Annotated in this window: 21 protein-coding genes and 1 tRNA gene; 7 read left to right on the plus strand and 15 right to left on the minus strand. The window is 50.3% G+C overall.

The window, feature by feature from the left end:
• Window positions 1-74: 74 nt before the first annotated feature.
• A complete protein-coding gene (gene gldC, locus FRZ59_RS14465) occupies window positions 75-401 on the minus strand; it encodes a gliding motility protein GldC (RefSeq protein WP_132128529.1) in 327 nt (108 codons plus the stop codon).
• Entirely contained in the window at window positions 398-1,942 is a 1,545-nt protein-coding gene (locus FRZ59_RS19165) for a DEAD/DEAH box helicase (protein WP_225975076.1), read from the minus strand. Before FRZ59_RS19165 ends, gldC begins: the two co-directional genes overlap by 4 nt.
• 35 nt (window positions 1,943-1,977) lie before the next feature.
• On the opposite strand from FRZ59_RS19165, the gene FRZ59_RS14475 reads away from it, so the two are divergent.
• The 3 genes from FRZ59_RS14475 to FRZ59_RS14485 all read left to right on the plus strand — a co-directional run bounded on the left by FRZ59_RS14475 (window position 1,978) and on the right by FRZ59_RS14485 (window position 8,051).
• The gene (locus FRZ59_RS14475; RefSeq protein WP_132128530.1) at window positions 1,978-3,330 is read left to right on the plus strand and encodes a dihydroorotase; all 1,353 of its coding nucleotides are present in this window, start codon (window positions 1,978-1,980) and stop codon (window positions 3,328-3,330) included.
• A 63-nt stretch (window positions 3,331-3,393) separates the two neighbouring features.
• Complete coding sequence (locus FRZ59_RS14480) at window positions 3,394-4,197, plus strand: hypothetical protein (RefSeq protein ID WP_132128531.1); 804 nt, start codon at window positions 3,394-3,396, stop codon at window positions 4,195-4,197.
• Between the two features lie 23 nt (window positions 4,198-4,220).
• A complete protein-coding gene (locus FRZ59_RS14485; protein WP_132128532.1) occupies window positions 4,221-8,051 on the plus strand; it encodes a PVC-type heme-binding CxxCH protein in 3,831 nt (1,276 codons plus the stop codon).
• Window positions 8,052-8,228: 177 nt separating this feature from the next.
• Here FRZ59_RS14485 and FRZ59_RS14490 read toward each other — a convergent pair.
• From FRZ59_RS14490 to FRZ59_RS14525, 8 genes are all read right to left on the minus strand, one after another.
• Window positions 8,229-8,301: transfer RNA gene (locus FRZ59_RS14490), tRNA-Arg, on the minus strand.
• 67 nt (window positions 8,302-8,368) lie between these two features.
• Window positions 8,369-8,869 carry a hypothetical protein gene (locus FRZ59_RS14495; protein ID WP_132128533.1) on the minus strand — a complete coding sequence of 167 codons (501 nt, stop codon included), beginning with the start codon at window positions 8,867-8,869 and terminating at the stop codon, window positions 8,369-8,371.
• A 64-nt stretch (window positions 8,870-8,933) separates the two neighbouring features.
• On the minus strand, window positions 8,934-10,676 hold the full coding sequence (locus FRZ59_RS14500; protein WP_132128534.1) for an ABC transporter ATP-binding protein: 1,743 nt from the start codon (window positions 10,674-10,676) through the stop codon (window positions 8,934-8,936).
• Window positions 10,677-10,679: 3 nt separating this feature from the next.
• The gene (locus FRZ59_RS14505; RefSeq protein ID WP_225975298.1) at window positions 10,680-11,651 is read right to left on the minus strand and encodes an NADP-dependent oxidoreductase; all 972 of its coding nucleotides are present in this window, start codon (window positions 11,649-11,651) and stop codon (window positions 10,680-10,682) included.
• Window positions 11,633-12,166, minus strand: a complete 534-nt coding sequence (locus tag FRZ59_RS14510) for a GNAT family N-acetyltransferase (protein WP_132128535.1) — start codon at window positions 12,164-12,166, stop codon at window positions 11,633-11,635. The genes FRZ59_RS14505 and FRZ59_RS14510 overlap by 19 nt, the downstream gene beginning before the upstream one ends.
• A 90-nt stretch (window positions 12,167-12,256) precedes the next feature.
• On the minus strand, window positions 12,257-13,477 hold the full coding sequence (locus FRZ59_RS14515; protein WP_132128536.1) for an RNA polymerase sigma factor: 1,221 nt from the start codon (window positions 13,475-13,477) through the stop codon (window positions 12,257-12,259).
• Window positions 13,477-13,821: a YciI family protein gene (locus FRZ59_RS14520; protein ID WP_132128537.1), complete on the minus strand. Its 345-nt coding sequence runs from the start codon at window positions 13,819-13,821 to the stop codon at window positions 13,477-13,479. The genes FRZ59_RS14515 and FRZ59_RS14520 overlap by 1 nt, the downstream gene beginning before the upstream one ends.
• A gap of 79 nt (window positions 13,822-13,900) precedes the next feature.
• Window positions 13,901-15,172: a hypothetical protein gene (locus tag FRZ59_RS14525; protein WP_207910244.1), complete on the minus strand. Its 1,272-nt coding sequence runs from the start codon at window positions 15,170-15,172 to the stop codon at window positions 13,901-13,903.
• A gap of 169 nt (window positions 15,173-15,341) precedes the next feature.
• Here FRZ59_RS14525 and FRZ59_RS14530 point away from each other — a divergent pair, with 169 nt between their 5' ends.
• Window positions 15,342-15,908 (plus strand): RNA polymerase sigma factor, encoded by a 567-nt coding sequence (locus FRZ59_RS14530; protein ID WP_132128538.1) that lies wholly within the window; start codon window positions 15,342-15,344, stop codon window positions 15,906-15,908.
• 23 nt (window positions 15,909-15,931) lie between these two features.
• On the opposite strand, the gene FRZ59_RS14535 is transcribed toward FRZ59_RS14530, so the two are convergent.
• The 5 genes from FRZ59_RS14535 to FRZ59_RS14555 are packed head-to-tail and all read right to left on the minus strand — an operon-like array spanning window position 15,932 to window position 19,188.
• Window positions 15,932-16,972, minus strand: coding sequence for an LLM class flavin-dependent oxidoreductase (locus tag FRZ59_RS14535; protein WP_132128539.1), 1,041 nt, complete (start codon window positions 16,970-16,972; stop codon window positions 15,932-15,934).
• A 48-nt stretch (window positions 16,973-17,020) separates the two neighbouring features.
• The gene (locus FRZ59_RS14540) at window positions 17,021-17,905 is read right to left on the minus strand and encodes a hypothetical protein (protein ID WP_147698351.1); all 885 of its coding nucleotides are present in this window, start codon (window positions 17,903-17,905) and stop codon (window positions 17,021-17,023) included.
• 35 nt (window positions 17,906-17,940) lie between these two features.
• On the minus strand, window positions 17,941-18,168 hold the full coding sequence (locus tag FRZ59_RS14545) for a hypothetical protein (protein ID WP_147698352.1): 228 nt from the start codon (window positions 18,166-18,168) through the stop codon (window positions 17,941-17,943).
• Window positions 18,169-18,187: 19 nt separating this feature from the next.
• Complete coding sequence (locus FRZ59_RS14550; protein WP_132128541.1) at window positions 18,188-18,769, minus strand: MiaE family protein; 582 nt, start codon at window positions 18,767-18,769, stop codon at window positions 18,188-18,190.
• Window positions 18,757-19,188: a PH domain-containing protein gene (locus FRZ59_RS14555; protein ID WP_132128542.1), complete on the minus strand. Its 432-nt coding sequence runs from the start codon at window positions 19,186-19,188 to the stop codon at window positions 18,757-18,759. The genes FRZ59_RS14550 and FRZ59_RS14555 overlap by 13 nt, the downstream gene beginning before the upstream one ends.
• 122 nt (window positions 19,189-19,310) lie before the next feature.
• Between FRZ59_RS14555 and FRZ59_RS14560 the strand changes: the two genes are divergently transcribed.
• The 3 genes from FRZ59_RS14560 (at window position 19,311) to FRZ59_RS14570 (ending at window position 24,435) form a co-directional block, all read left to right on the plus strand.
• Window positions 19,311-19,889 (plus strand): RNA polymerase sigma factor, encoded by a 579-nt coding sequence (locus FRZ59_RS14560; RefSeq protein ID WP_158640643.1) that lies wholly within the window; start codon window positions 19,311-19,313, stop codon window positions 19,887-19,889.
• 48 nt (window positions 19,890-19,937) lie between these two features.
• The gene (locus tag FRZ59_RS14565) at window positions 19,938-20,945 is read left to right on the plus strand and encodes a FecR family protein (RefSeq protein ID WP_132128544.1); all 1,008 of its coding nucleotides are present in this window, start codon (window positions 19,938-19,940) and stop codon (window positions 20,943-20,945) included.
• Window positions 20,946-21,153: 208 nt separating this feature from the next.
• Complete coding sequence (locus FRZ59_RS14570; RefSeq protein WP_132128545.1) at window positions 21,154-24,435, plus strand: TonB-dependent receptor; 3,282 nt, start codon at window positions 21,154-21,156, stop codon at window positions 24,433-24,435.
• Window positions 24,436-24,461: the final 26 nt, after the last annotated feature.

Here is a 24,461-nt window from a genome sequence, read left to right on the forward strand (position 1 = left end):
AAATGCCCCGAAGCAATATAAAACTTTAAACTGTTGCGAAGCAACTGAAACTTGAAACCGTTTGCGCAAGCAAACTATTGGCTGAGTTTCATTTTTTCGGAAAAATGGGCGCAGTAATCGCGGAGGTCTTCCGTGATATTCTTTTCCCCGGTGGCCCGTTCAAAGGTGTCGGCCATGGTCATCAGGCTCTCGTAAAAGAATCGCTTCATTTCATCTACCGGCATGTCTTTGGTCCAGAGATCCACACGCAGCGTATTCTGCCTTTGATGATCCCATACAGCCAGCATCACAGACTTGCATGACTGAAACTCGCCGGTTGAGTCGGTTGCCTTCCAATTGATCTTCTCGGGCAAATGCTGGTCGTCGAGTTCCACCTCGAAAACTATTTCGGCTTTTCTCATCTTTTATCCTTATCGTTTTTCTTTTTCTTGTCATGGAAAGCGCCCTGAAAATCAGGGTCTTCTTTGCGCCGCTGGTGGTCCATTTCCCTCGCCATGGCCTGCTGTTCTTCAAAAGGCGTTTTGCTGACCTCCACTTCCGGCGGCAGGGCCTTCACCGGGATCTTCTGCCGGATCAGCTCCTGGATCTTTTCCAGGTGATATATTTCGGAAGGGCTGCAAAAACTGATTGCATCGCCTTCGCGGTGCATGCGTCCCGTTCGTCCTATGCGGTGGACGTAATCTTCATATACCAGTGGAATATCAAAATTGATCACATGACTAACACCAGTGATGTCAATTCCGCGGGATACCACATCGGTAGCCACCAAAACAGCTACATTTCCTTCCCTGAAATCATTAATGGCGTTTATGCGGGTATTTTGGGCTTTGTTGCCATGAAGGATCCTCACCTGCTCTTCTCCTTTTTTTCGCACCAGGTACTTGCCGATATTGGTGGCGGCCTGCTTTGTTTTGCAGAAAATAATGATCCGCTGCGCTGCGGAAGGCTTTTCTGCTTCGTCCGGAAGGCTTTCCGCTTCTGAAGAGTTTTCCGCAACCGTTATCTCTGCCTCAGCCGGCCCATCGGTTCCGGCGGTAACACCTGTTTCCCCGAAAGTATCCGTTTCCCCGGGCGAATCCCTTTCCGCGGCCTTGCCCCTTTCGGCAGGTTCACCCTTTTCCGCAGCCTCATCCCTTTCGGTAGTTTGACCCTTTTCCGCAGCCTCATCCCTTTCGGCAGCCTTGCCCCTTTCGGCAGGGACTTCGATCTCCCCTTCCAGCAAGTGCATTAAAAGCGCCAGTTTGGTTTTGAAATTTGGCACATGATACAGGCATTGGCGAACTTCGGGAGCCGGTGTGGACTGCGGCGACACTTCAATCTTAACGGGAAATTTGAGGAAATCGCCGGCGAGCGCTTCTACTCTTGGTGGAAAGGTAGCCGAGAACAGCAGATTCTGACGCTTCCGGGGAACCACTTCCAGTATCCGGTTAATGGCAGGAAGAAAACCCATATCCATCATTTTATCGGCTTCGTCTATCACCATGAATTGCAGCTTTTTCAGGGGCAAATTACCGCCAAGATAAATATCCATGAACCTGCCCGGCGTAGCTACCAGGATGTCCAGGCCTGCCTCTACCTCTTCAATCTGCTGCCTGGGGCCCGTCCCCCCGTAAATGACAACCGTGCGCAGGCCGGTATATTTACCCAGCATGCGAATATGGTCGCCAATCTGCATGGCCAGCTCCCGGGTAGGCGCTAATACCAGGGCGCGCACCTCGTTTCCCTGCGGAAAATTAAGCTTGCGAAGCAGCGGAAGTGCGTAGGTAGCCGTCTTTCCGGTTCCCGTGGGCGCGACCCCTATCAGGTCCTGGCCCGAAAGTACCGGGCCCAGTACCTTTTCCTGGACCGGCGTCAATTCGGTATAGCCGGCTTCGGCAATGGCATCGAGCAACTGCTTATTCAGTTTAAAATCCGTAAAACCCTTCCGCTGTTTTGAGAGCATGCCGCAAAGATAAGTTAAAAGCGTAATTTTGCGGCATGAGCAGCATTCTTATAAAAAATGCCAGGGTGGTAAACGAGGACATTCAACTCAATGCCGATGTTTTTATTAACAAGGGGCGGATTGAACGAATCGATCCTGTTTTATCGAATATCAGTGCGGACAGGGAAATAGACGCCAGCGGGAAGTTCCTGCTGCCGGGCATGATCGATGACCAGGTACATTTCCGCGAACCGGGTCTTACGCACAAGGCGACGATCGCGTCCGAATCAAGAGCGGCCGTCGCCGGAGGCATTACGTCCTTCATGGAAATGCCCAATACCATTCCCAATGCCCTGACCCAGGAGCTGCTTGAAGATAAATACCGCATTGCAGCGGCCTCTTCCCCGGCCAACTATTCCTTTTACATGGGCGCCTCCAACGACAACCTGGAAGAAGTGCTGAAAACCAACCCGGAAACCGTATGCGGCGTAAAGGTATTCATGGGCTCCTCCACAGGCAATATGCTGGTGGACGAAGAATCCGCGCTGGAAGGCATTTTTTCGCAGGTCCCGCTGCTCATTGCCACGCACTGTGAAGACGAAAGGACTATTCGCCGAAACCTGGAGAGTTACCGGGAAAAGTTCGGCGATGATATTCCAGTCACCGCCCACCCGCTGATCCGGAGTGCCGAAGCTTGTTATCTTTCTTCGTCAAGGGCGGTTGAACTGGCTAAAAAGCACGGTACACGCCTGCACATTCTCCATATTTCCACAGCAAAGGAAACTGAACTGTTTGACAATTCCATTCCCCTGAAGGATAAAAAGATCACGGCGGAAGCTTGTGTACACCACCTTTGGTTTGACGATACCCGTTATGAGGAACTCGGGAACCTGATCAAATGGAATCCCGCTATTAAAAGGCCGGCCGACAGAAAAGCTATCCTGGAAGCAGTAATTAGTGACAAGATAGACGTGATCGCTACCGATCATGCTCCTCATACGCTGGAAGAAAAATCGCAGCCTTACCTGAAGGCGCCTTCCGGAGGCCCGCTTGTCCAGCATGCGCTGCCGGCCCTGCTGGAATTGTATTGCCAGCATAAGATCAGCCTGGAAACCATTGTCAGGAAAACGGCGCATAATGTAGCTGACTGTTTCCGGATAAAAGAAAGAGGATATATCCGGGAAGGTTATATGGCTGACCTGGTACTGGTTGACCCTTCGCAGCCGCATACCGCCAAAAAAGACAACCTGCTTTATAAATGCGGCTGGAGCCCCTTTGAAGGATACCGCTTCAGTACGGCTATCACTCATACCTTCGTAAACGGCAACCTGGTATATGAAAACGGTACGGTGCATGAGGGAAATAACGGCCATCGCCTGGAATTTACTTCTTTGGAAAAAAAATCCTAATTTTATTGCCCTTTTGGGAACAGAAGCAAATTTTACGCCCTATCCGCGAGAAATAAGCATGGCATGAAATCAAATTCCTATTTTTTCGACCGCTTTATGGGATCCATCACCCTGGTGAACGGCGTGATCCTGTCAGTTGTATTGTGGTATTTCAGTTTTAACTTCATCAGCAAGATCTTTACTGGCAGCATACTCATTGCCGCCATCCTGGCCCTTGCCGTGGAAATCACCAAGATCATTACCAACTACTATGCGAGTTCTTTCTCCATTAAGGGGATTGAATCTATCAGCGGACGGGTTCTCAATAACTTTCTCCGCATTTTCGCCGTCGTATTGAGTTCCGTATTCTGCCTTTCGGAAGTTTCTCATATGAGCAATAAGCCGAATATAGAGAAAGCCCTGACTTCAGAGGTGGCCCAGGTACAGGACCAACTCAAAAGCCGCCGGGAAGTATTAGTGGAGAGTTATAGCCGCAGGAAGGAAGCTATTTACGAGCAAATAAAAATCCTTTCCGACCTGCGCTACCCAACCCAGGCTCAGCAGCAGCGGCTCAGCGAACTGGATCAGCAGTTGATTTCCGTTAATGAGGAGGAAGAGGAGATGCTTCGGCAGAGCAATATGGAACTGGTAAGCCGGCAAGGCACCATTCAAAAACAACTTGTCAATGATCCTTCGGCGAATAACCAGAAGATCAATGACATACTTTTTGCCATGGGAGTCGCCCCAGGCCCCCAGTACACCAGCTATTACCGGTACTTCACTTTGATTTCCAGTATTTTATTAACGGTCTTCCTGGAATTCGCTTCCATTACAACAATACGCAACTTCACCAAATATCTTTACGATACCAAACGCTATAAATTGTAGCCTGTATTTACTAACCAGTAAAGATGACTAAACCAATTGCAGCCGTGCTGCTGTTATTAAGCGCCGCGGTCTTCTCCTGCGTTTTCCGGCAATCCCCTAAGCAGGGCTCATTGCCTGAAGAAGGGCCGGCATCAGCGGACACCATTTTTCACATTAAATACGATGAGGAAGCCGGAACCATTTCGGTTTTCAGGGGTAATGAAAGCTCGCCCGTACTGACACAGAACGCCCGGGAAAATTTTCGCCCCTATATTCACCCTATTGCCGCCCCGGACGGAAAAGGCACGCTTACCGAGTATAGTCCCGGCCATCATAAGCATCAAACCGGGCTTTATTGGGGCTTTACCCGCCTGAACGGCCGCGATTATTTTCATCATCCGGGCGAAGATCACTGGCGAAGGGTAGCAGCCCGGGTAATTTCAGGGGAAGGATCGCTGGTCAAATGGCAAACGGTTTATGACCTGCTGGATGAAAACGGCGAGGTGGTATTAACGGAAACCCAGAACTGGAGCATGCAGCTGCGTGAAGGAAAATATATCCTGGACCTGGAATGGAAGGGGGAAGCGCGGAAAGAAGTGACCATCGGGAAATACGATTATGGCGGATTATTCCTGCGTATGCCCTGGAAAGAAGGTATCCGCGGGCAAGTCGTAAATACAGCCAGGCAACGCAACGAAAAAGCGGAAGGGCAGCGGGCCATGTGGGTTGACGTAGGAATGCAGGTGGAAGGTCGTTCGGACCTTGCCCATATTGCGATTTTCGATCACCCGGACAACGGCGGTTATCCTCATGCATGGCGTGTAGATCATCAAATGGGTATCGGGCCTGCCCGGTCGCGGGAAGCGGACTGGAAAATTGCTCATGGAGCAACCGAAATTATCCGGCACCAGCTAGTGGTATATACCGGGGAACTGAACGACGTGAAATTAAACAAGGCCTGGGCTGAATTCAGCGGCAAGGAGCCTACCTACGCCACCTCTGCTCTTTGGGCAATTGCTCAAAAGGAAGGATTGGATGCAAAATTCCTTACGCCGGAAGAAGCCGTAAAAAGCATGAGTCTGATTGAGGGCTTCGCAGCAAACGTCTGGGCTTCCGAACCGATGATTACCCAGCCTATGGCTTTTTGCTGGGACAGCCGCGGAAGGCTTTGGATTGCAGAGAACAGGGATTACGAATCCCGCTCGCATGGTTTTTCGAATTCCGGCGACAGTCGTATCCTTATCCTGGAAGACACCGACCGCGACGGGAAAGCAGACAGTAAGAAGGTGTTTATGGAAGGCATTGCTTTTCCCGCCGCCATTGCGGTTGGCTTTGACGGCGTATTTATCGGCGCTCCCCCCAACCTCCTTTTTGTCCCGGACAGAAACAGGAATGACAAGGCCGATATGGATGATATTGAAGTCAGGCTTACTGGTTGGGGGATTCGTGACCGGCACGAAACCCTGAACAGCCTGCATTGGGGCCCGGACGGCTGGCTATATGGTCTGCAAGGCTTTGCCACCCCTTCCCGCGTGCGGAAGCCTGCCGGAGAAGGCAGGATCTACGGGCATAAAGATCCTTTTCCGGAAGAAGAAATACTCTCGGGAGAAGGGACAGATATAAACGGCGGTGTATGGCGCTACCACCCGCTGGAAGATAAATTTGAGGTCGTCGCTCACGGCTTCAGTAATCCATGGGGCATCGATTACAATGCAAAAGGGCAGCTTTTTATTACGGCCTGCGTAATCCCGCATCTCTGGCATGTGATTCCGGGTGGGATCTATCACCGCCAGGGCGGGCAGCACTTCAATCCCTATACGTATAACGATATTAAAACCATTGCCGATCACAGCCACCGCTCGGCGCACGGGGGTGCCCGGATTTACCAGTCGGACGCCTTCCCGGAAGAACAGCAGGGACGTATTTTTATGGCGAATATCCATGAACATGCTATCTTGTCGGATATTCTTGAGCGCAAAGGCTCCGGTTATACCGGGAAGCACGGGGAAGACGTAATGACAGCCAATAATGCGCAGTGGGTAGGATTCAGCTTGGAAATCGGACCGGACGGGGCTTTGTACGTACTTGACTGGCACGATGCGGACATCTGCGGAAAAGAGGTACTGAACCACGAGACCGGCAGGATCTTCCGGATCAGTCCGGAGCATTCCCTGGCGGAAAACTGGGAAGGACGCTACGCCAACCTTGAAGAAATGGCCGATGAACAACTGGTAAGCCTCCAAACCAGCAAAAGCGACTGGCATTCGCGCCGGGCGCGCCTGGAACTTCAAAACCGCGCCGCCAAAGGAAAATTAAGCACCGGAACTCATGCACAACTGCGGGAAATCTTTTTGAAGGAGAACAATCCCGACTGGCGCCTGCGCGCGATGTGGACGCTGCATGTAACCGGCGGTTTTACGATGAATCAGCTGATAAGCGCCCTGGAGGATGAGGATGAATACGTCCGCGCCTGGGCTATTCAGCTCATTTGCGAAAAAAAGCAGGTTCCGGTAAAGGCAATGGCCAAATTCTATCGCATGGGCGCCGGCGATCCTTCAGCCGTCGTCCGTTTATACCTGGCTTCCGCCCTGCAGCGCATCAATGTTTTCTCCCGTTTCACGCTTGCCGGGGAACTGGTGAAACATGCGGAGGACAGCAGCGACCATAACCTGCCCAAGATGATCTGGTACGGCATTGAACCATTAATGAAGGTAAGCCCTGGCCGGACGCTGGATATTGCGCTTAAAAGCAGGATACCACTTATAACCCGGTATATCGCGCGTCGCGCCGTGGACGCCGACGCCCTGGAAGCCCTGGTTGCCTGCATAGGAAAGGAACCGCCGGTACTGACTGACTTGCTGAAAGGCATGCAAAACGGCCTGGAAGGACGCATTGACCTGGTGAAGCCCGCCGGCTGGGACCAGGTGTACGCCCGCCTCCTGGACCAGGGCGGTGAAGTAGAGGAACTGGCCATCCATATTGCGCAATATTTCGGGGACAGGGAAGCCGTCCGCCAATATTTCAGCACGCTGAAGAACAAAAATGCCCCCGCAGCCGATCGCGCAAAAGCGCTCGAAGCCCTGGCCGCCCAGCAACGCGAAGAACTGGTTCCTGAACTGCCAGCTCTCCTGGAAGATCCCGGCTTGCGCGGCGCCGCCATAAGCGCTATTGCTGCCTATGAAGAAGAGCATCTTGGCGAACTTCTCCTGCGCCGATACCCGCAATTCACTTCCGAAGAAAAGCTCCGGGCCATTCATACCCTGTCATCACGCCCCGCTTACGGCTGGCAGCTGACCCAGGCCATAAAAAACGGCCGGATTACAAAACGTGAGGTTCCCGTAGATGTTGCCCGCCAGTTGAGACGTGTCGTTGGAAGTGGATTCGTAGAAGTCTGGGGGCCCATTGACCAGCTACCCTCCGTAGAAAAAGCTTATAAGGAGTACCGCGGCCTGCTCAGCACAGCGGCCCTCGCCGGAGCCGACCTTGAAAAAGGCCGGACCCTGTTCATGCGTACATGCGGAAGCTGTCACAAAATGTACGGCAAAGGCGCCGAAATCGGCCCTGACCTGACCGGATCCAACCGTTCAGATATCGATTATTTATTATTCAACGTCCTGGAACCCAGCAGCGAAATACAGGATGATTATAAACTGGTGGTAATCACCACCCGCGACGGACGCACCTATTCCGGCAATATCATCGGCGAAAATGACCGGCAAATAACACTGCGCATGGTGGGGCAGGAACCCGTGATCATCAACAAATCAACCATACAAACCCGGGAAACCACTCCCCTTTCCATGATGCCCGCCGGCTTGTTTGAACCGCTCACCGACCAGGAGATCATTGACCTTGTCGCCTACCTGAGAAGCTAAAATTCTTTATCATCCACCACTCCCGGGGGTTCCGTTTTTTTGGCAAACCGCCCATATCTGATCAACGCTGCAACCTTCCCATCTTTTTGCTGCGCCGGCGTGTTAGAAACATAGCGGCAAAAAAAAAGCCGGCTCCCTGATTTTGGAGACGGCTTCTTCCTTTAGTTTTAAAACCTGTGATCCCGAGAGGATTCGAACCTCTGACCGACTGCTTAGAAGGCAGTTGCTCTATCCACTGAGCTACGGGACCGCAAGGCTAATTTTTAGCTGCCCGCAAAGGTACAAAAATTCTTTAATGGAATACGGTGCAAGAGCCGTCATTCTTCACTTGAAACGGTACCGTCGGGATAAAGGGATTTATTTTGTTTCAGGGAACCGTTCGCCAGGTGGAATATAAAATCCTCCGGGCTTCCGGCTTTGCCAATGATCTTCCGGAGGTTAATCTTTAAAAGGAATTCGGCGGAGGGCTGGCAAATGTCGTGTGCGGGCTCATGGGTCAGCGCCAGGTAAACCTGGCCGGGGTGAGACTCCGCGATGGCGCCGTTCCAGATAATTTTATAAGATTCTTCGGAGCAGCCACCAAGTACGCGAATAAACAGGGAATCATCCTGTCTTTTTACTTCCTGGATGGCAAAGGCGGCATTTTCGCCTGTTTGACGGGAGTTAAGCACCTTTTGGTAGGCGGTTTCGCTTCTTAGCAGGTTATCGTCAAGGAGTACGTCCTGCTGCTCGTCCCCTTTTTTCTCACAGGCAACAAGCACGGCGAATAGCATACACAAGGAAAATGAGATCCGGAGGAATGAGTAAATATTATTCATACTATCTGGTTATGGGTTATTGCTGCCAGTACGAAGAAACCCGGATTATCGCTACAGGTACACCTTATCTCCTTTCTCCGACCTGCTGGCGCCACATGGCATAGTATAGCCCTTTTTGTTCCAGAAGTTCCTCGTGGGGGCCGGATTCGGAGATCTTTCCTTTTTCCAGCACATGGATCGCATCCGCATGCATAATGGTAGAAAGCCGGTGAGCGATGAGAATGGTGATGCGCACACGGCTCAGCGATACATCCCGGATTGTATTGGTTATATCTTCTTCGGTCAGGGAATCCAGGGCGGAAGTGGCTTCGTCAAAAATAAGGAGCCGGGGATTTCGCAGGAGTGCGCGGGCAATAGAGATACGTTGTTTCTCGCCGCCGGAAAGTTTAATGCCGCCTTCCCCAAGCAGGGTATCAATGCCCTTTTCGGACCTGGACAGGAGGTTCGCGCAGGAAGCTTTGTTCAAGGCTTCCTCTAGTTCCGAACCGCTTGCATGGGGCTTCACGAACAGGAGGTTTTCCCTGATTGTTCCGGCAAATAACTGGGTATCCTGGGTCACCAGCCCGATCTGCCTCCGCAGTTCATTATAACGGATCTCCGCCGAGGGAATTTCATTAAAGAGAATGGCGCCCGAAACAGGGCGGTAGAGCCCGGCCAGCAGTTTCACCAGGGTTGACTTTCCCGATCCGGAGGGGCCGACAAAAGCAATGGTTTCACCCGACTTCACTTCAAAACTTATTCCGTCTATCGCGCGGGTACTTGCTGAACGATGCCTGAAAACAACATTGTCGAACCGGATATTTTCCAAAGGCCCGGTTTTACGGGGTACTTCGGGCCTTCGTTCAATGGGTTTCTGCATCAGCTGATCAAAATTCTGCGTAGAGGCTTCCACTTCCCGGTAATGGAGAATGATATTACCCAGATCCTGCAAGGGCCCGAAAATAGAGGTAGAAATAAATTGCATACTGATGAGTTCCCCGGTTGTCAGTTCCTGCCGGAAGATCAGCCAAAGCAAGATAAACAAGATCGACTGCTTTAGAAGATTGAGCGCGGTTCCCTGGAAAAAGGAAAGCGTTCTCACCCGTTTTGTTTTTATCATTTCGAGGTCATAGATCTCCCGGGTATGCACTTTCAGCCGGCGGATCTCGGAAAACGTAAGTCCAAGGCTTTTCACCAGTTCAATATTGCGGAGCGATTCGGTGATGACCCCTGCCATTTTATTGGTTTCACGGTTAATCGAGCGCTGGACGGTCTTGATCTTTTTGCTTAGCAGGCCGGTAAGGGAGCCCAGCAGCAGGATGCCGACCACAAAAACGGGGACCAGCAGCCAGTTCTTTGTTACTGAATACCAAACCAGGAATCCAAGGCCTACAACAGATGAAAAAAGGATATTGATAAAGGAATTCAGAAAGCGTTCCGTGTCGGTACGTACTTTCTGAAGAATGGAAAGGGTTTCGCCGCTGTGCTGTTCTTCGTATTCCTGGAAGGAAAGCCGCAGGGTTTGCCGGAGCCCGTCATTGAATATCTGCATTCCGAAGCGCTGGACAGCCAGCCGTGTAAAATAGTCCTGGAAGGCCCTCGCCACCCTTGCTGCCATTGCGACGGCGACTGCTATTGCCAGCCAGTAAAGTACGCCATTGACAAGCTCCTGCCGGGAAAGCTCTCCCGGATTCATCGCGTAGTCATCAATTATCTTCCCGAAAATGACCGGGTCGATCAGGTTCAGCAGCTGCGCAATGCCGGCAAGGAACAAGGCAAGCGCGATCCACCATTTTTGCTGCCGGAAGTATTTCCAAAGAGTTCGCATAGGTCAGGAAAGAGGATGGCTTTCATTGATGATAATGACATTTTTTCCCCGGGTGCCGTGGGATTCCATCGCCTGGTTTGCTTCAACGATCTTTTCCAAAGGGAACTTATTGTGAATTTCGACCTGCAGTTTACCTTCTTCCAGCAGCTTGGCGATCAGCAGAAGCTGATCTCTTTCCGGGTGCATCATTGGCCATATCAGGCGAACGTTTCGCTCACGCGCAAGGGCTATCGCCTTCGGATCATTTTTTGTAAAAGAGGGCAGGCAAACTACGCGGCCGCCTGGCTTTACGCAGGAAATAGAACGGTATAATACCTCCCCGCCCATTGCATCCAGCACAGCATCCACGCCTGCGGCCTTTTCTTCAAATTTCTCCGTTTTATAATCAATGGGCTGATCTGCTCCCATTTTTACCAGGAAAGGAGCGTTGTCACCAGAGGCTGTGCCGCTCACGCGGGCGCCGGCCATTTTTGCGAATTGAACCGCCAGGTGCCCTACCCCACCTGCAGCTGCCTGGATCAGCACGTGTTCCCCTGCAGCAAGTTCCAGATGTTCGTGAATCGCCTGGCAGGCCGTCATTCCCGCCAGCGAAACAGAAGCGGCTGTTTCAAAGGGTACGTTCTCAGGTTTTTTTACCACCAGGCTAGCATCAGCTGAGGCAAATCCGGCAAATCCGCCATTCGAAGGCAAAAATGCAAAAACGGGGTCGCCGGGAACGAGGCCGGACACCTGCCCGCCCAGGGCCGCGACCCTGCCGCTTACTTCTTTGCCCGGCACGGCAGGCAATACCAGGTCTTTACAGGAAATATGCGTTCCCGCCCTGATCTTCGTATCCACTGGGTTCAACCCGGCGGCCACTACCCGGATAAGAACATCCTTTTCGCCAATAGCAGGGCGGGCCGTATTCTCCACCCGCAGCACATCTGCAGGGCCGAAGCGGTAAAACAGCGCCGCATTCATACGATCTTGTTCCATCTGTTCCACTCCTCCCGGTTTAGCTGGTACACCTTGCAAAGATCATCGCCGAATTGTCTTTTTTTCACGAAACGAAAGCCAAGCCGTTCATAAAAACGATGCGCGCGCAAATTGCTTTCCAGCGGATCAATGAGTATCCCGGTAATGGCTTTCTTCTTAAAACATCGTTCGAGCGCGGCCTGCATCATTGCGGTGCCGTATCCCTTTCCAAGATCCGCTTCTTCGCCGATCCAGATATCAATGGCGCGAAGGTTTGCGGGGACGTCGCCCCAGTAATGCGAATCTTCAAGGGCGGGGTCAATGATTTGCAGAAAGCCAATGGGCCTTCCATCGAGTTCTGCTATCAGCTGTTCCCGCCAGTAAGGATCACGTACGAGTTCCGTCTCCCATTGCCAGTCATCATTCGGGTCGCATGCGATAACATGCGGCTGCTTGTCCCAATGGCGCAGGAGGGAAAGGTCATTCAGGCTGGCCTTCCGCAGCCGCAAATCTGTTCCGGAATGCTTACTTTTCATCAGATGTCTTGTATTTAGCCAAAAATAAAGATATGAGAATTCCCGAAGACCGTGAAACATCCTTATGGGTGTAACAATACTGCCATCAATTCAAGCCTTTAATTTTTTTTGAATGCTTTGTTTGTCTCCTTTGGTTTTGGCCAGTGAAAGGGCCCTAAGGTAGTGTGACCGGGCTTTGCTGTCATCGATACCGGTATAGAGCGCGCCAAGCAAAGTATAATAATAATGATTATTAGTTAATGGCAGCTTTTCAGCCTCCCTGATCGCCGCCACGCGCCCATGTACCTTTGAAAAAGCATAAGTACGGTTAAGGGCCGCAACAGGCGAATAGCGGACCAGCAGCAGCAGGTTGTACAGGTTTAAAACTTCCTTCCACTTTTCTACGGTGTCTGTTTTATTGGTATAATGGAAAGCAATGGCGGCTTCGAGGTGATAAGGGGAGATCTGATTTCCGCGAGCGGCTTTTCGCAGCAGTTCTGCTCCCCTGGAAATTAATTCGCGGTTCCAGAGGCTTTCGTCCTGGTCCCGGAATAAGATCATTTCGCCGTTATCATTTTGCCTGGCGGCAAACCGCGAAGAATGAAAGCACATCAGGGCTAGCAACGCGCTTACTTCCGGCCGGGCGGTAAGCGGCGTATCAAGCAGCAAAGCGGCCAGGCGCATGGCTTCAAGGCAGAGATCCCTGCGCAGCGTCATGTTATTACTTTCGGAATAATACCCTTCGCTGTACAAGAGATATATCGTGGTAAGGACGGCATCAAGACGGACGGAAATTTCAGCTTCCCGGGGAAATTCCACCGGGGCTTTTTCCTGTTTCAGTTTTTCTTTCGCCCTGAAAAGCCGCTTATTGATCGTTTCCTTGTTGCTCAAAAAAGCGGTAGCAATTTCTTCGATGCCAAATCCGCAAAGAATACGCAGCGCCAGCGCCACCTGGGATTCCCTGCCAATTGCCGGGTGACAGATGGCAAACAGCATCCGCAGCTGGCTATCCCTGATCTTTTCTTCGGAAAAATCTATTTCCATTTCTTCGGACGAGCTGCCACCTTTCAGCTCGCCCGCAATTTTATCTGTGAAAAGCCGGCTGCGGCTAAACTGGTTTCGGGCCTTATTTTTGGCGACGGTGTATAGCCAGGCAGCCGGATTTTCAGGAATACCCTTTCGGGGCCAGGTTTCAAGAGCTGCAATAAATGTTTCGCTTGCAATGTCTTCCGCCAGATCCATATTTACCATGCCGAAGTGGCTGCAAAGCGTTGCCGCTATTTTCCTGAACTCCGTCCGGAACAGATGGGGTATTAACTCCTGCTGTTTCATCAATGCCGCAGGATTTTGCGCACTTCCACACTGTTCCCTTCGCCTTGCAAAACCGGGCTTCCCTTGGCAAAATCCACTGCCTCCTCCAGGGACGCTGCCCGGAGAATCACATAGCCTCCGATAGTTTCCTTAATATCCCCAAAAGGCCCGTTAATAACCACATTGCCGTGCTTTACCACCCGGCTGGCATCAAATGAAAGCCCGTTTCCCTGGTTCACCAGCTTATTTTGAGCGGCGATACCACCCAGCCAGTCCATGGTTTGCTCCATCCAGACCTGGATCTGTTCGGGAGAAGCAACCTTGCTTCCATCTTCGTGTCTGAAAATCAACATAAATTCGTCCATGGTGTTAAATTTAATGGTTAACTATTCATTCACATCCATGACAAACAGCCCGCCCAAAATTGGACAGCATTCCACGGGATTATTCAAGCTGGTAAATCAGTACGTCTCCCGGGGCTATAAGCTGCTTTTCGGAATAAAGAGAAGCGGGCGCCAGGCTGCCGTCCTTCATAACCCGTTTTACTTCTCCTTCAAACGACAATCCCAGGGCCAGGCGTTCCCGAAAATCGCGGTTAACGATTACCAGGTAACGGTGCAAACCATTTCGCAGTTCCGAAACCAATGCGCCTTCAGACTGCGGTCCCCTTCCGGACCCTGTTTTATTTATCTTGTCAATCACTTCCAGGCGGCTAACGTTAGCAGGCAAAGCAGATAAACGGTTGGTGTGCGACGGGATTTGATTACCTATATGGCCTGCCTGAATTAGTTCTGCGCCGAGGAATACGGGCGTTAATGCAATTATTTCCTGATTCAGGGCAGTTATCTTATCATAAACATCGGTGCGTTTGCCGTCAAGCCCGATAGGCCCGTGATGGAAATTCCAGTTTGGGTTCTTTCCCGGGGTCCAGTATGTAAAATATTGCAGTCCCTGGGCACCGTATGCCAGGTTACTGAACTGCTGAAGGCGCATTTGGGCAACATCGGGGATGGGATAAGGATCATGGGCAACAGCCAGCGAAAATGCCCAGAAAGGCTTACCCGCCTTCCTGGCTTCATCCGAAAAAATCTCCAGGTTCTCATAATAATTATCACGCAGATGGTAGCCGGTTTCATCTTCTACGACCGGGTAATGATCGAATGAAAGCACCTGGGTGGGAACTTCTTCTATATACCGGTGAACGTAGTCCCGGTAGCTGCTGGCTTGCAACTGCTCCAGACTGGCGTACGTGGGCAAAAGATTCAGATAACAAAAATGCTCCCTGTCAACTTTCTGTATTTCGCGGGCCCATGCGCCCAGATCTGCAAATTCACCTGCGGAAGGCTCGTCACGCAGGTAATAGCCTGCCAGCGCAGGATGCTTCATAAAACGCTTTACGGTCGCTGCAGTTTCCGTCCGTAATTCAGGACAGGCGATGATCAGCTTCACCCCGGCTTTTTTCGCGGCATCCAGCGCCTTTTGTACAGCTTCCGCATTGGGATAATTGGTAAAAGAGTGATTTATACCAGTCTCTTTCAATTCCCTGAAGCGCGCCGCGCTGGTTTCTTCCGCCGGAATGCTATACCAGGCCAATATGGGCATTTCCGCCGAAGGGCTTAATTTTGGATAGGCGTTTTGGCCGGTTCTCTGGCCATTGATCGCTCCACAGCCACTAAGGAGGAAAGCGAAGAGATAAAGGAAGGAATTAAGTTTCATATGCTATTATAGGTTTAACCGGCCTAATATAAGGATGTCTCTGGAAACTGCTTTCAAAATGCTTCTTTTGCTTATTTCCGATTTGATTTCACTTTCAAATTCGTAAATTCGAAACTAATTTCCAAGGCCCGGCGACAGCGGTACAGAAGGGATAAATAAAGTGACGATCATGGCAGATGAGCAAAGCTATTGGCATAACTTCATTGCCGGAAAGGAGGCTGCCTTTCGCATGCTTTACGATCGTTATATTGATCAGTTATTTTCTTTTGGAAGCAACTATTGTAACGAGCGAGAAACAATAAAAGACGCAATTCATGACCTGTTCATTGATCTTTACCGGTACCGGTCCAATCTCAACCCCCAAGTAAACATAACCGCCTACCTCTATTCTTCTTTGCGCCGGAAATTAGCTTTACTGCTGAAGAAGACCAGCCAGCAGGAAACACTCGGAGAGCAACATGCAGATCTTGACTTTCTCCTGGACGGGAACAAGGAAGCCAGTATGATACGGGACGAAAAAGAAAGGGAGCTGCTGGAATTGCTTTCGAAAGAAATACAAAAGCTTCCTGCGCGCCAGCGGGAAGTGCTTTATCTCCGGTTCACGCTTGAACTGTCTTACCAGGAAACAGCCGAAATAATGGATATTTCCATCGCGACCGCCAGAACGCTTGTATACCGGGCGCTCAGGCAACTACGCAGCAATATGGAAGAAGAAAAAGTACCTCTTTTACCTTAGCACTATGTTACGACAGTGCAATGTTACGATCCCTGAAGCGCCTTTTTTACAGCTGGTACCACTTCGTTTGCGAAAAGCGCTATTGACTCCTTCATAGCCTCGTGGCCCGGGTCCCCTACGTCCATATGTGCAATAAAGCGGGTAAGGCCAAACATCTTACTGACTTTGATTATTTTATCCGCTACTTCCTTCGGTTCTCCCATAAACAAGGCGCCATGAGAACTGACCCCGGCTTCGAACTGCGAACGGGAATAAGGAGGCCACCCCCGGGAACGCCCTACCCGGTCCATCTGGGCGGCGTAGGAAGGAAAATAATCAGATAGCAGTGAGGAACCGGAAGCCGCGACAAAGGTATGTGAATGAACGCCGAGTTGCAGGTTATCAAGCGAATGCCCGCTATCGGTATATATTTTCCGGTAGTATTCTACATGATCCCCGAACTGGGCCGGGGTACCGCCAATAATGGCCAGCATCATGGGTAGTCCAAGAATACCTGCCCGGCGTATCGAAGCCGGTGTTCCGCCAACGGCGATCCAAACTGGTATTTGGCGGCCGCCCAACGCTCTTGGATAAATTTCCTGTTCCTGCAGTGCTTGCCTGAATTTTCCCCGCCAGCTTACTGTTTTATCGCGGTTAACAGTTAATAGCAATTCCAGCTTCTCGGAAAATAACGCGTCGTAATCTTCCAGGCGATAACCATATAAGGGAAAGGATTCGATAAAGCTACCGCGGCCGGCAATGATCTCCGCACGGCCGGATGAAAGAAGATCAAGCGTAGCGTAGTCCTGGTACACCTTTACCGGGTCTGCCGAACTCAATACCGTCACACCGCTGGCGAGCTTTATATTCTTTGTAACACTCGCGAGCGCCGCCAGCATCACTTCGGTGGAAGCAATGGCATAATCCGCGCGGTGATGTTCACCCAATGCCACCACATCCAGGCCAAGCTGATCAGCCAGCTTAATTTCTTCCACCATTTCCGCCAGCCGCTGCTCCGCAGGGCGAAATTTGCCGGACTGCCCGCTATAAGCCAAATCCCCAAACATCCCGATTCCGAATTCCATCTTTCAATAATTAAATCCGTAAACAAAATTAATTCACAGCAAGCCTGCTTATTTTAAAGGTTTGCCTTCCCGCCCCGGCTCCCTCCTTCCTGAAGACAGCTCAGGTACGATCTCCTCCGGCGTTTTCCGGGAGATACCAAAATAGAACTTTTGTCCGGGGTAATAGTTTTCCCTCAGCTCAAAATTCTCAAACGCCGCCCCTCCGGGAATTTCCACATACCTGCTTTTATCCCCGCTGCCACCGCTCCAGTAATAGGTTCTTCCGTTTACGCGCGCGTGCAGGGAAGGGTCAAACCGGGAACTTTCCTTGCGCCAATATTGGGTTAGTTTAAAGAATGGACGATAACGCCAGTTCCGGCGGGAAAAATAAGCAGGTTCCTGCGGCCAGGAAGCGAGTTCGGCAAAAGATTCATCCGTGGCAGCCATTACGATAAGATCTCCGTTCTCGTCTTTCAGGAACTCAGTTGCCGGGTAAGCTTCTTTTTCCACGAAATGAATGTCCTTATAATCGCTGTAAAGCTCGCGGGCATTGATGATGCTGTCTTTCAAATACAAAAGGCGCAGCCGGGAATAATTGCCCATGGTAGCCGTCAGCGCACAGCGCTCCATCTCCGCGCTATTGTCGTGGTGGAATATCTCGAAGCCGATCTCCTCCGGGCGGTCACTGCGGATAGAGATTTTAAGATAGGGATGTGCGCCATTTAGGAATTGTTCCATAAACAGGTAAAGGGAAAGCTGCTCCACCTCCGGATTCGCGGCATCAGGATGACTAATCACACCCTTGCTTATCGCTGAAGGATGATAAGGAGGCACCTTTTCATTATCTCCTGCCCAAAGAAACTTACCCCATTTTCCGTCCACCCGCGAGGGCGAAATCTCACTGAACTCCGTTTTACCGGCCACCACAGGCTCAATAGCTATAAAATTGATCATATAAACCTGCCCCTGGAATTCATAACCCAGCCTTATCAGCCCCTGGGGCCACCTCCTGTTTCTTCGCTTCCCGTTTCAATGCCATAAGGCCAGAGGCCGAATACAATGCCATTGCGAATTCCCCAGACAGCCGGATCATTTTTTTCCGCGGGCCGGATCCAACGGTTATTCAATGCGGGATCCTGTGCCTTGCTCCCGATAGGAACAAGAGAAGCACAAGCCGTCAGGCAAGCAATCAGCAGGCATTTCTTATGATAAGTCATGTATATAAAGCATTTCAGATCACCCGTGGATTTTTTCGGTTTTTCCGTAAGACAGGATTAATTTTCCTTCAAACTCCAGCCATTCCTTCCATCGCTGCTCCACGTCCAGGTCAATCGCAAACTTGCGTGCAAAATTCAGGAATGTGGTATAATGATTGGCTTCGGATATCATCAGTTCACGATAAAATTCCGCCAGTTCCTTGTCGCGGATATTTTGGAACAATACCCGGAAACGCTCGCAGCTCCGCGCTTCGATCATCGCCGCAAAAAGCAAGCGATCAATGAATGCGGCATGACGCCCTTCCCCTTTCCTGCTGAATTTCATCAGCTGGTTTACATAATCATCCTTTCGTTCCGGACCAAGCGTATATCCCCGTTTCTTAATAATTTCAATGACCATCTGAAAATGCTGCATCTCTTCAATCGCAATGGCCGTAAGTTCATGCACCAGTTCTTCCTTTTCCGGATTATTAATGATCAGGGTAATAGCATTCGACGCTGCTTTCTGTTCACACCAGGCATGGTCAGTAAGGATTTCGGCCAAATTCGCTTCCGCTATGTTGGCCCAGCGGGGATCGGTCAATAATTTCAGTCCAAGCATATCACGGTAACCTTGTTGTTTATTTTAAGTATCTCTTCCACAAACAAATCCTTGTTTCGGGGCGAAATATAAACCTCGTCATACTTATTGTACTTAACAATGATCCCACGGGTAGCTAGTGCAGGCTTCATCCCATTCCAAAGTGTTTTGTTTTTGATCAGCATATGTATTTCGCTGATCTTTACGGACCCGCTTATCGGACCTGACCTGTAGATTAGTTTACCGTCTCTTATAAGGTAATATGTCCCAAACCAGAACCAAAGAAAAAAAGCGGCAATCAGGAGGATAAAAATCCGGCCAGCATTAAAATCCAGGCTTGCGTCCTTAATCACATCAAAAAAGACGATTATTAAAAGAGTAAAGGCCGTGCCCAGGAAGGCAATGCCAAAAAGCGGGCTTTTCGCAGAATGGAATTTCATAGTTGCGGGGTATTTATTCGCAATCTTTCAAATATCATAAACGATTAAGAGGATACAAAGCGGAAAGTCTTAAATTTGACAATAGTGATTTAGAATGACGGCGGTGAAAACGAACGATGGCGGTGAAAACGACAAATGAAAATCCCTTCTCTGATGAGCAATTACTGGAACGGCTGAAGAACGGCGACCAGACCGCCTTTGCCATGATCTATGACCGTTATGCCGCCGATCTGATCTGGTATGGTTCAAAAAAACTTTCTTCACTGGAAGAAGCAAGAGATCTTGTGCATGACCTTTTCGTTGAATTCTGGGACAAACGCGAACGGATCCACATCAATAGTTCGTTCAAATCCTACCTCTTTTCAGCCGCCCGCTACCGCATTATTGATCATATCCGAAAAAACGCCCGCAGGGATTATTATGCAGCGGTCATTAACCTCCTGGATTTAGAAACGGATGATTCCACCCATGATGACATTTTATTCCGGGACCTCAGTAAGATTGCGGAGTCGGAAATAGATAAGCTTCCGCCAAGGACGCGGGAAATTTTCCGCCTTAGCCGGCAGCGACAGCTCTCCGTCAGAGAAATTGCCCGGGAACTAAACCTTTCCGACCAGACCGTTAAGAATCAATTAAGCGCTGCTTTGCGGAAGTTAAAACCCGCCATCCAAAAAATTGCGAAAAATTTCATTTTCCTATAGTACCTCCCGGGTAGCTTATTCGACTTACCTTATAACGGAAGTTAAAATATGGATCAGCGAAACACAGAGGCATTATTCGAAAAATATCTTCAGGGCAAGAGTACGCCGGAAGAAACAGAGCGGATCCATGCCTGGCTCGAACAGCTGAACAACGATGAGGAGAAATGGTCGGGGAAACGCGGGCAGGAACAAAAAGAATACCTTGCCGGCCTGTATGAGGATGTCCGGCATTCAATAATGAAAAGGGAAGAAAATAAGCGGCGCGGGAAAGGCCGCAGCATACCCTTCAAATTAACTTTTCCCCGTATTGCCGCAGCTTTGGTCCTGCTCTGCGGATTATCCTTCCTGTTTTATATAAACCGCCCCGCAGACAAGGTAGCTCCCAACGAATATATTGTTGAGGCCACAACCGGTGAAGATATAAAAGAACTCCGGTTGAGCGACGGCTCCGTGGTCTGGTTGAACAAGGGAAGCTCCCTGCAGCATTCTGAAGAATTCACCGCCGGACCAAGAGAAGTTTTTCTGGAAGGAGAGGCTTTCTTCCAGGTTGCCCCGGATGCTTCCCGGCCTTTTATTATTCACACCGGCGGAATGAAAACCCGGGTACTGGGGACAAGTTTCAATGTGCAGGCTTACAAGGGGGAAAAAGAAATGCGCGTCGTGGTAGTTACGGGACAGGTAGAAGTAAGCGCGCCTTCGGGGCAGAACGACAAAGTGCTGCTAACAAGCAAGCAAATGGCGACTTATACCCCGGATGAAAAACAGCTAAACAAGAAGACCATCCAAAGTACGGAACAGTATACCGCCTGGAAAGATGGAAAGCTGCTTTTCAGGCAAACCCCCATGTCCGAGGTTGCTGCTCAATTGGAACGCGCCTTCGGATTGAAAATAAAAATGGAAAACTCCGCGATCAGGCATTGTAAAATAACCGGCCGCTTTGACCGGAGCCAGGCGGCCAGCCTGACCATTGAAGCCATATGTAAGTCCATTGAGGCACGGTTCAGGATCAAAGACGGAACGGTCTTTATCGACGGCCAGGGATGCGGGAAAAAATAAATTAAAATTAATATAACCTAGATTAATAATGATGATACAAGTACCCTCACCAACCTAAGCAGGCAGACCTTAATACTTTACAGTAAGGATGTAAAAAAGCCCCCCGTGCGAGCGCCAACCTGCACAAAAGGGGCTATTGTGAAACGTTTATAAAACATTCAAATGTATGATTTTTATCAGATTTCTTGATCAATCAATTCCTCTTATCATGCGAGGATCCTTCGTTGCCCTGATGATTACCCTCCTCTCCCTGCAGATGGTGCATTCCAGTACAGGAAAAGCCCAGGGAATATTGGACAGGAAAATAAGCATTTCCATAGAAAACGCTTCGCTTGCCGAAGTGCTGGAACAAATCAGGGAGAAAACAGGGGTAGAATTTCTCTTCAGTTCCAAGATCAACAGCAAAAAGGAAGTCAGCCTGGAGATCAAAAGCGCACGCGTCAGGACAGCGCTGAAACGCCTGTTGCTTCCGGCAGGGCTCACCTATGAAGTGGTGGGCGAACATATTGTGATCATGAATGACCGCGACACGCCTGAACCCCTTTCCATGATATTGGAACTGCAGGAATACACGGTAAGCGGAACAGTAACCGATGCGGAAACCGGCGAACCGCTTCCCGGGGTAAACGTTACGCTGAAAGGCGGGAACTCGGGCGCGACTACCGGCCCCGACGGTGCCTACAACCTGGAGGTTCCCGAAGCGGAAAACGAAGAACGCGTACTGGTGTTCACCTTTATCGGATACCTGGGCAGGGAAGTACCTCTTAACGGCCAAACCGAGGTTAATGTAACATTGCGGCAGGATATTGTGGGGCTTGACCAGGTGGTCGTGATCGGGTACGGGACGCAAAAGAAAAGCGACCTTACCGGTTCCGTTTCACAGGTAAAAGCTGAAGAAATTAATGCTTACCCTTCCGCTAACGTACTGCAGGCTTTGTCCGGCAGGGCAGCAGGCGTGCAGGTCTTACAAACTACCGGCGCTCCGGGGTCGGGCCCCAATGTCCGTATAAGGGGGCAGAATTCCATCCAGGGGGAAAATGAACCGCTTTACGTAGTCGACGGCTTTCCGGTTTCAGGCAGCAATCCCACGCTGCTTAACAATTCAGATATTGAAAGTATAGAGATCCTCAAAGACGCATCCGCCACTGCCATTTATGGCTCCAGGGGTGCGAACGGCGTCGTACTGATTACCACAAAACAGGGACGGGCCGGGAAGACAATGGTAGATTTCGAGACCAGTTATAGCAGCCAGCGCATCCGGAATAAACTGGAATTGATGAATGCCAGGGAATATGCCCTCCTGGCAAATGAACAAGCGGAAAATGACAATATAGCTCCTTACTTTTCCCAGGAAGAAATAAATGGGCTGGGCGAAGGATTTGACTGGCAGGACCTTGTATTTCAAACCGCCCCGATGAGAACGACTTCTTTAAATGTCCGGGGCGGCAATCAAAAGACCCAATTCGCCCTTTCAGGCAGCGTTTTCGGACAGGAAGGGATTGTTAAAGGGAGCGACTACAATCGCTATTCCCTTCGCGCCAATGTAAATCACCAGGTCAGCGATAAGTTCCGGGTAACCCTTTCCAGCACCATGTCCAAACTAAAAACGGAGCGGAAAGATAACGGCGGCGGGTCCCGCGGAAATTCCATGATCGGAGCAGCTATTTCGGCGCCGCCCATCCTGGAACCCTATGAAGAAGACGGCTCCTATACGGTGCTGTCGGAAGAATATCCCTTCATACCGGTTGACCTGGTCAACCCGCTTAACTTCCTTAATGAACAGCATGGTGAAATAAAAGCCAATGTAGTTCTGGCCAATGCTGCCTTGATCTATAACCCGGTCAAGGAACTGACTATTAAGATTTCCGGGGGTGTTGAAAACAGGGATGAGCGGACGGATAGTTATACAACCAGAAATTTCTATAATTCTACCGGCAGGGCAAATATCAATACTAAACAATTTACCAGCCTGCTGAGCGAGAACATTATCAGTTATACAAAGACCTTTAACGACAGGCATGATTTCTCGGCAATGGCCGGGTTTACTTATCAGGACTTTGTCAATACTTCCCTGGAAGCCAGCGGGGTGGGGTTTCTTTCTGACGCCTTTGAAACGCATAATATCGGCGCCTCCCAAACTCCCGGCATACCTCGTTCCGGTTATTCCAAATCGGTGCTGCTCTCCTATTTAGCCAGGTTAAATTATACGCTGGACAGCAAATACCTGTTCACAGTCAGCTTCCGCTCCGATGGTTCTTCCCGTTTCAGCGAAGGCAACAAATGGGGCTATTTCCCCTCAGGCGCCTTTGCCTGGAGGGCTTCTGAAGAAAACTTCTTAAAGGATCACCCGCAGATCTCCGAGCTGAAAGTCAGAACCAGCTGGGGGCTGACAGGCAGCCAGGCGATTGATCCTTACGCGACGCTCAATAACCTTAGCGCAGGTAACACCATTTTTGGCGACCAGATGTACAATACGTTTGCTCCCGGCACGGAATTACCCGGCGAGCTTAAATGGGAAACAACCGAGCAGTTTGACGTCGGGGTCGATTTAGGCTTATTCAAGAACCGCCTGTACCTGACAGCCGATTATTACGTCAAAAACACCCGGGACCTGCTGAACACCGTACGGCTGCCGAGTTCCATGGGCTTCACCACCACGATTCAGAACGTAGGTAAAATGCAGAACCGCGGAATAGAACTGGGCATTGATGCAAAGGCCATGACCGGTGATTTTAAATGGGATTTGTTCGGAAATATTTCCTTCAATAAGAACGAAGTAGTAAAACTTCACAACGGGGAAGATATTCTGGGCAATTTCATCAATGTGCTGGTGGTAGGCGATAATTTCTCCATTTTACGCGAAGGGAGGTCCGTGGGGCAGTTCTGGGGATATAAAGAAGAAGGATATGACGAAAACGGCAAAATAACCTACCAGGACCTGAACGGAGACGGCGCTATATCGAATGATGATAAAACCTATATCGGGAATCCGAACCCGGATTTTATTTACGGGCTGACCTCCGATATGTCCTATAAAAATTTCCAGCTATCCATTTTTGTCCAGGGAACCCAGGGAAATGACGTTTTCAATGTGAGTTCCATTCCCAGCACCATGGATTACGGTCAGGGACTCAATATGCCAAGAGAGGTATTCCTTGACCACTGGACTCCCGGAAACACCGATGCAAAGTATCCGGTTATCAGCCGGAATTATTCCGTCAGGGTTTCGGACAGGTGGGTAGAAGACGGCTCCTTCCTGCGCCTGAAAAACGTTCAGCTGGCCTATAACTTCCCGATGAATGACCTGGGGGTAAAATGGCTGAATAGCGCGCAGATTTATATAAGCGGCCAGAACCTGCTGACCCTGACCAATTATTCCTGGTGGGACCCCGAAGTGAACTCCCGCGGCGCAGGCACCCAGCAGGGAATCGACCATTACAGTTACCCGGTAGCGAAAACCTTCACCATTGGCCTGCGGGCAGGGTTCTAGGCCGTTATCGTTTACCGTACACTTAA

This window comes from Anseongella ginsenosidimutans (genome assembly GCF_008033235.1).
Taxonomy (GTDB): domain Bacteria; phylum Bacteroidota; class Bacteroidia; order Sphingobacteriales; family Sphingobacteriaceae; genus Anseongella; species Anseongella ginsenosidimutans.

Bases quoted from the DNA above. Each gene is read 5' to 3' on its own strand.
- gldC (WP_132128529.1), bottom strand. From the start codon at position 401: ATGAGAAAAGCCGAAATAGTTTTCGAGGTGGAACTCGACGACCAGCAT.
- FRZ59_RS19165 (WP_225975076.1), bottom strand. From the start codon at position 1,942: ATGCTCTCAAAACAGCGGAAGGGTTTTACGGATTTTAAACTGAATAAG.
- FRZ59_RS14475 (WP_132128530.1), top strand. From the start codon at position 1,978: ATGAGCAGCATTCTTATAAAAAATGCCAGGGTGGTAAACGAGGACATT.
- FRZ59_RS14480 (WP_132128531.1), top strand. From the start codon at position 3,394: ATGAAATCAAATTCCTATTTTTTCGACCGCTTTATGGGATCCATCACC.
- FRZ59_RS14485 (WP_132128532.1), top strand. From the start codon at position 4,221: ATGACTAAACCAATTGCAGCCGTGCTGCTGTTATTAAGCGCCGCGGTC.
- FRZ59_RS14495 (WP_132128533.1), bottom strand. From the start codon at position 8,869: ATGAATAATATTTACTCATTCCTCCGGATCTCATTTTCCTTGTGTATG.
- FRZ59_RS14500 (WP_132128534.1), bottom strand. From the start codon at position 10,676: ATGCGAACTCTTTGGAAATACTTCCGGCAGCAAAAATGGTGGATCGCG.
- FRZ59_RS14505 (WP_225975298.1), bottom strand. From the start codon at position 11,651: ATGGAACAAGATCGTATGAATGCGGCGCTGTTTTACCGCTTCGGCCCT.
- FRZ59_RS14510 (WP_132128535.1), bottom strand. From the start codon at position 12,166: ATGAAAAGTAAGCATTCCGGAACAGATTTGCGGCTGCGGAAGGCCAGC.
- FRZ59_RS14515 (WP_132128536.1), bottom strand. From the start codon at position 13,477: ATGAAACAGCAGGAGTTAATACCCCATCTGTTCCGGACGGAGTTCAGG.
- FRZ59_RS14520 (WP_132128537.1), bottom strand. From the start codon at position 13,821: ATGGACGAATTTATGTTGATTTTCAGACACGAAGATGGAAGCAAGGTT.
- FRZ59_RS14525 (WP_207910244.1), bottom strand. From the start codon at position 15,172: ATGAAACTTAATTCCTTCCTTTATCTCTTCGCTTTCCTCCTTAGTGGC.
- FRZ59_RS14530 (WP_132128538.1), top strand. From the start codon at position 15,342: ATGGCAGATGAGCAAAGCTATTGGCATAACTTCATTGCCGGAAAGGAG.
- FRZ59_RS14535 (WP_132128539.1), bottom strand. From the start codon at position 16,972: ATGGAATTCGGAATCGGGATGTTTGGGGATTTGGCTTATAGCGGGCAG.
- FRZ59_RS14540 (WP_147698351.1), bottom strand. From the start codon at position 17,905: ATGATCAATTTTATAGCTATTGAGCCTGTGGTGGCCGGTAAAACGGAG.
- FRZ59_RS14545 (WP_147698352.1), bottom strand. From the start codon at position 18,168: ATGACTTATCATAAGAAATGCCTGCTGATTGCTTGCCTGACGGCTTGT.
- FRZ59_RS14550 (WP_132128541.1), bottom strand. From the start codon at position 18,769: ATGCTTGGACTGAAATTATTGACCGATCCCCGCTGGGCCAACATAGCG.
- FRZ59_RS14555 (WP_132128542.1), bottom strand. From the start codon at position 19,188: ATGAAATTCCATTCTGCGAAAAGCCCGCTTTTTGGCATTGCCTTCCTG.
- FRZ59_RS14565 (WP_132128544.1), top strand. From the start codon at position 19,938: ATGGATCAGCGAAACACAGAGGCATTATTCGAAAAATATCTTCAGGGC.
- FRZ59_RS14570 (WP_132128545.1), top strand. From the start codon at position 21,154: ATGCGAGGATCCTTCGTTGCCCTGATGATTACCCTCCTCTCCCTGCAG.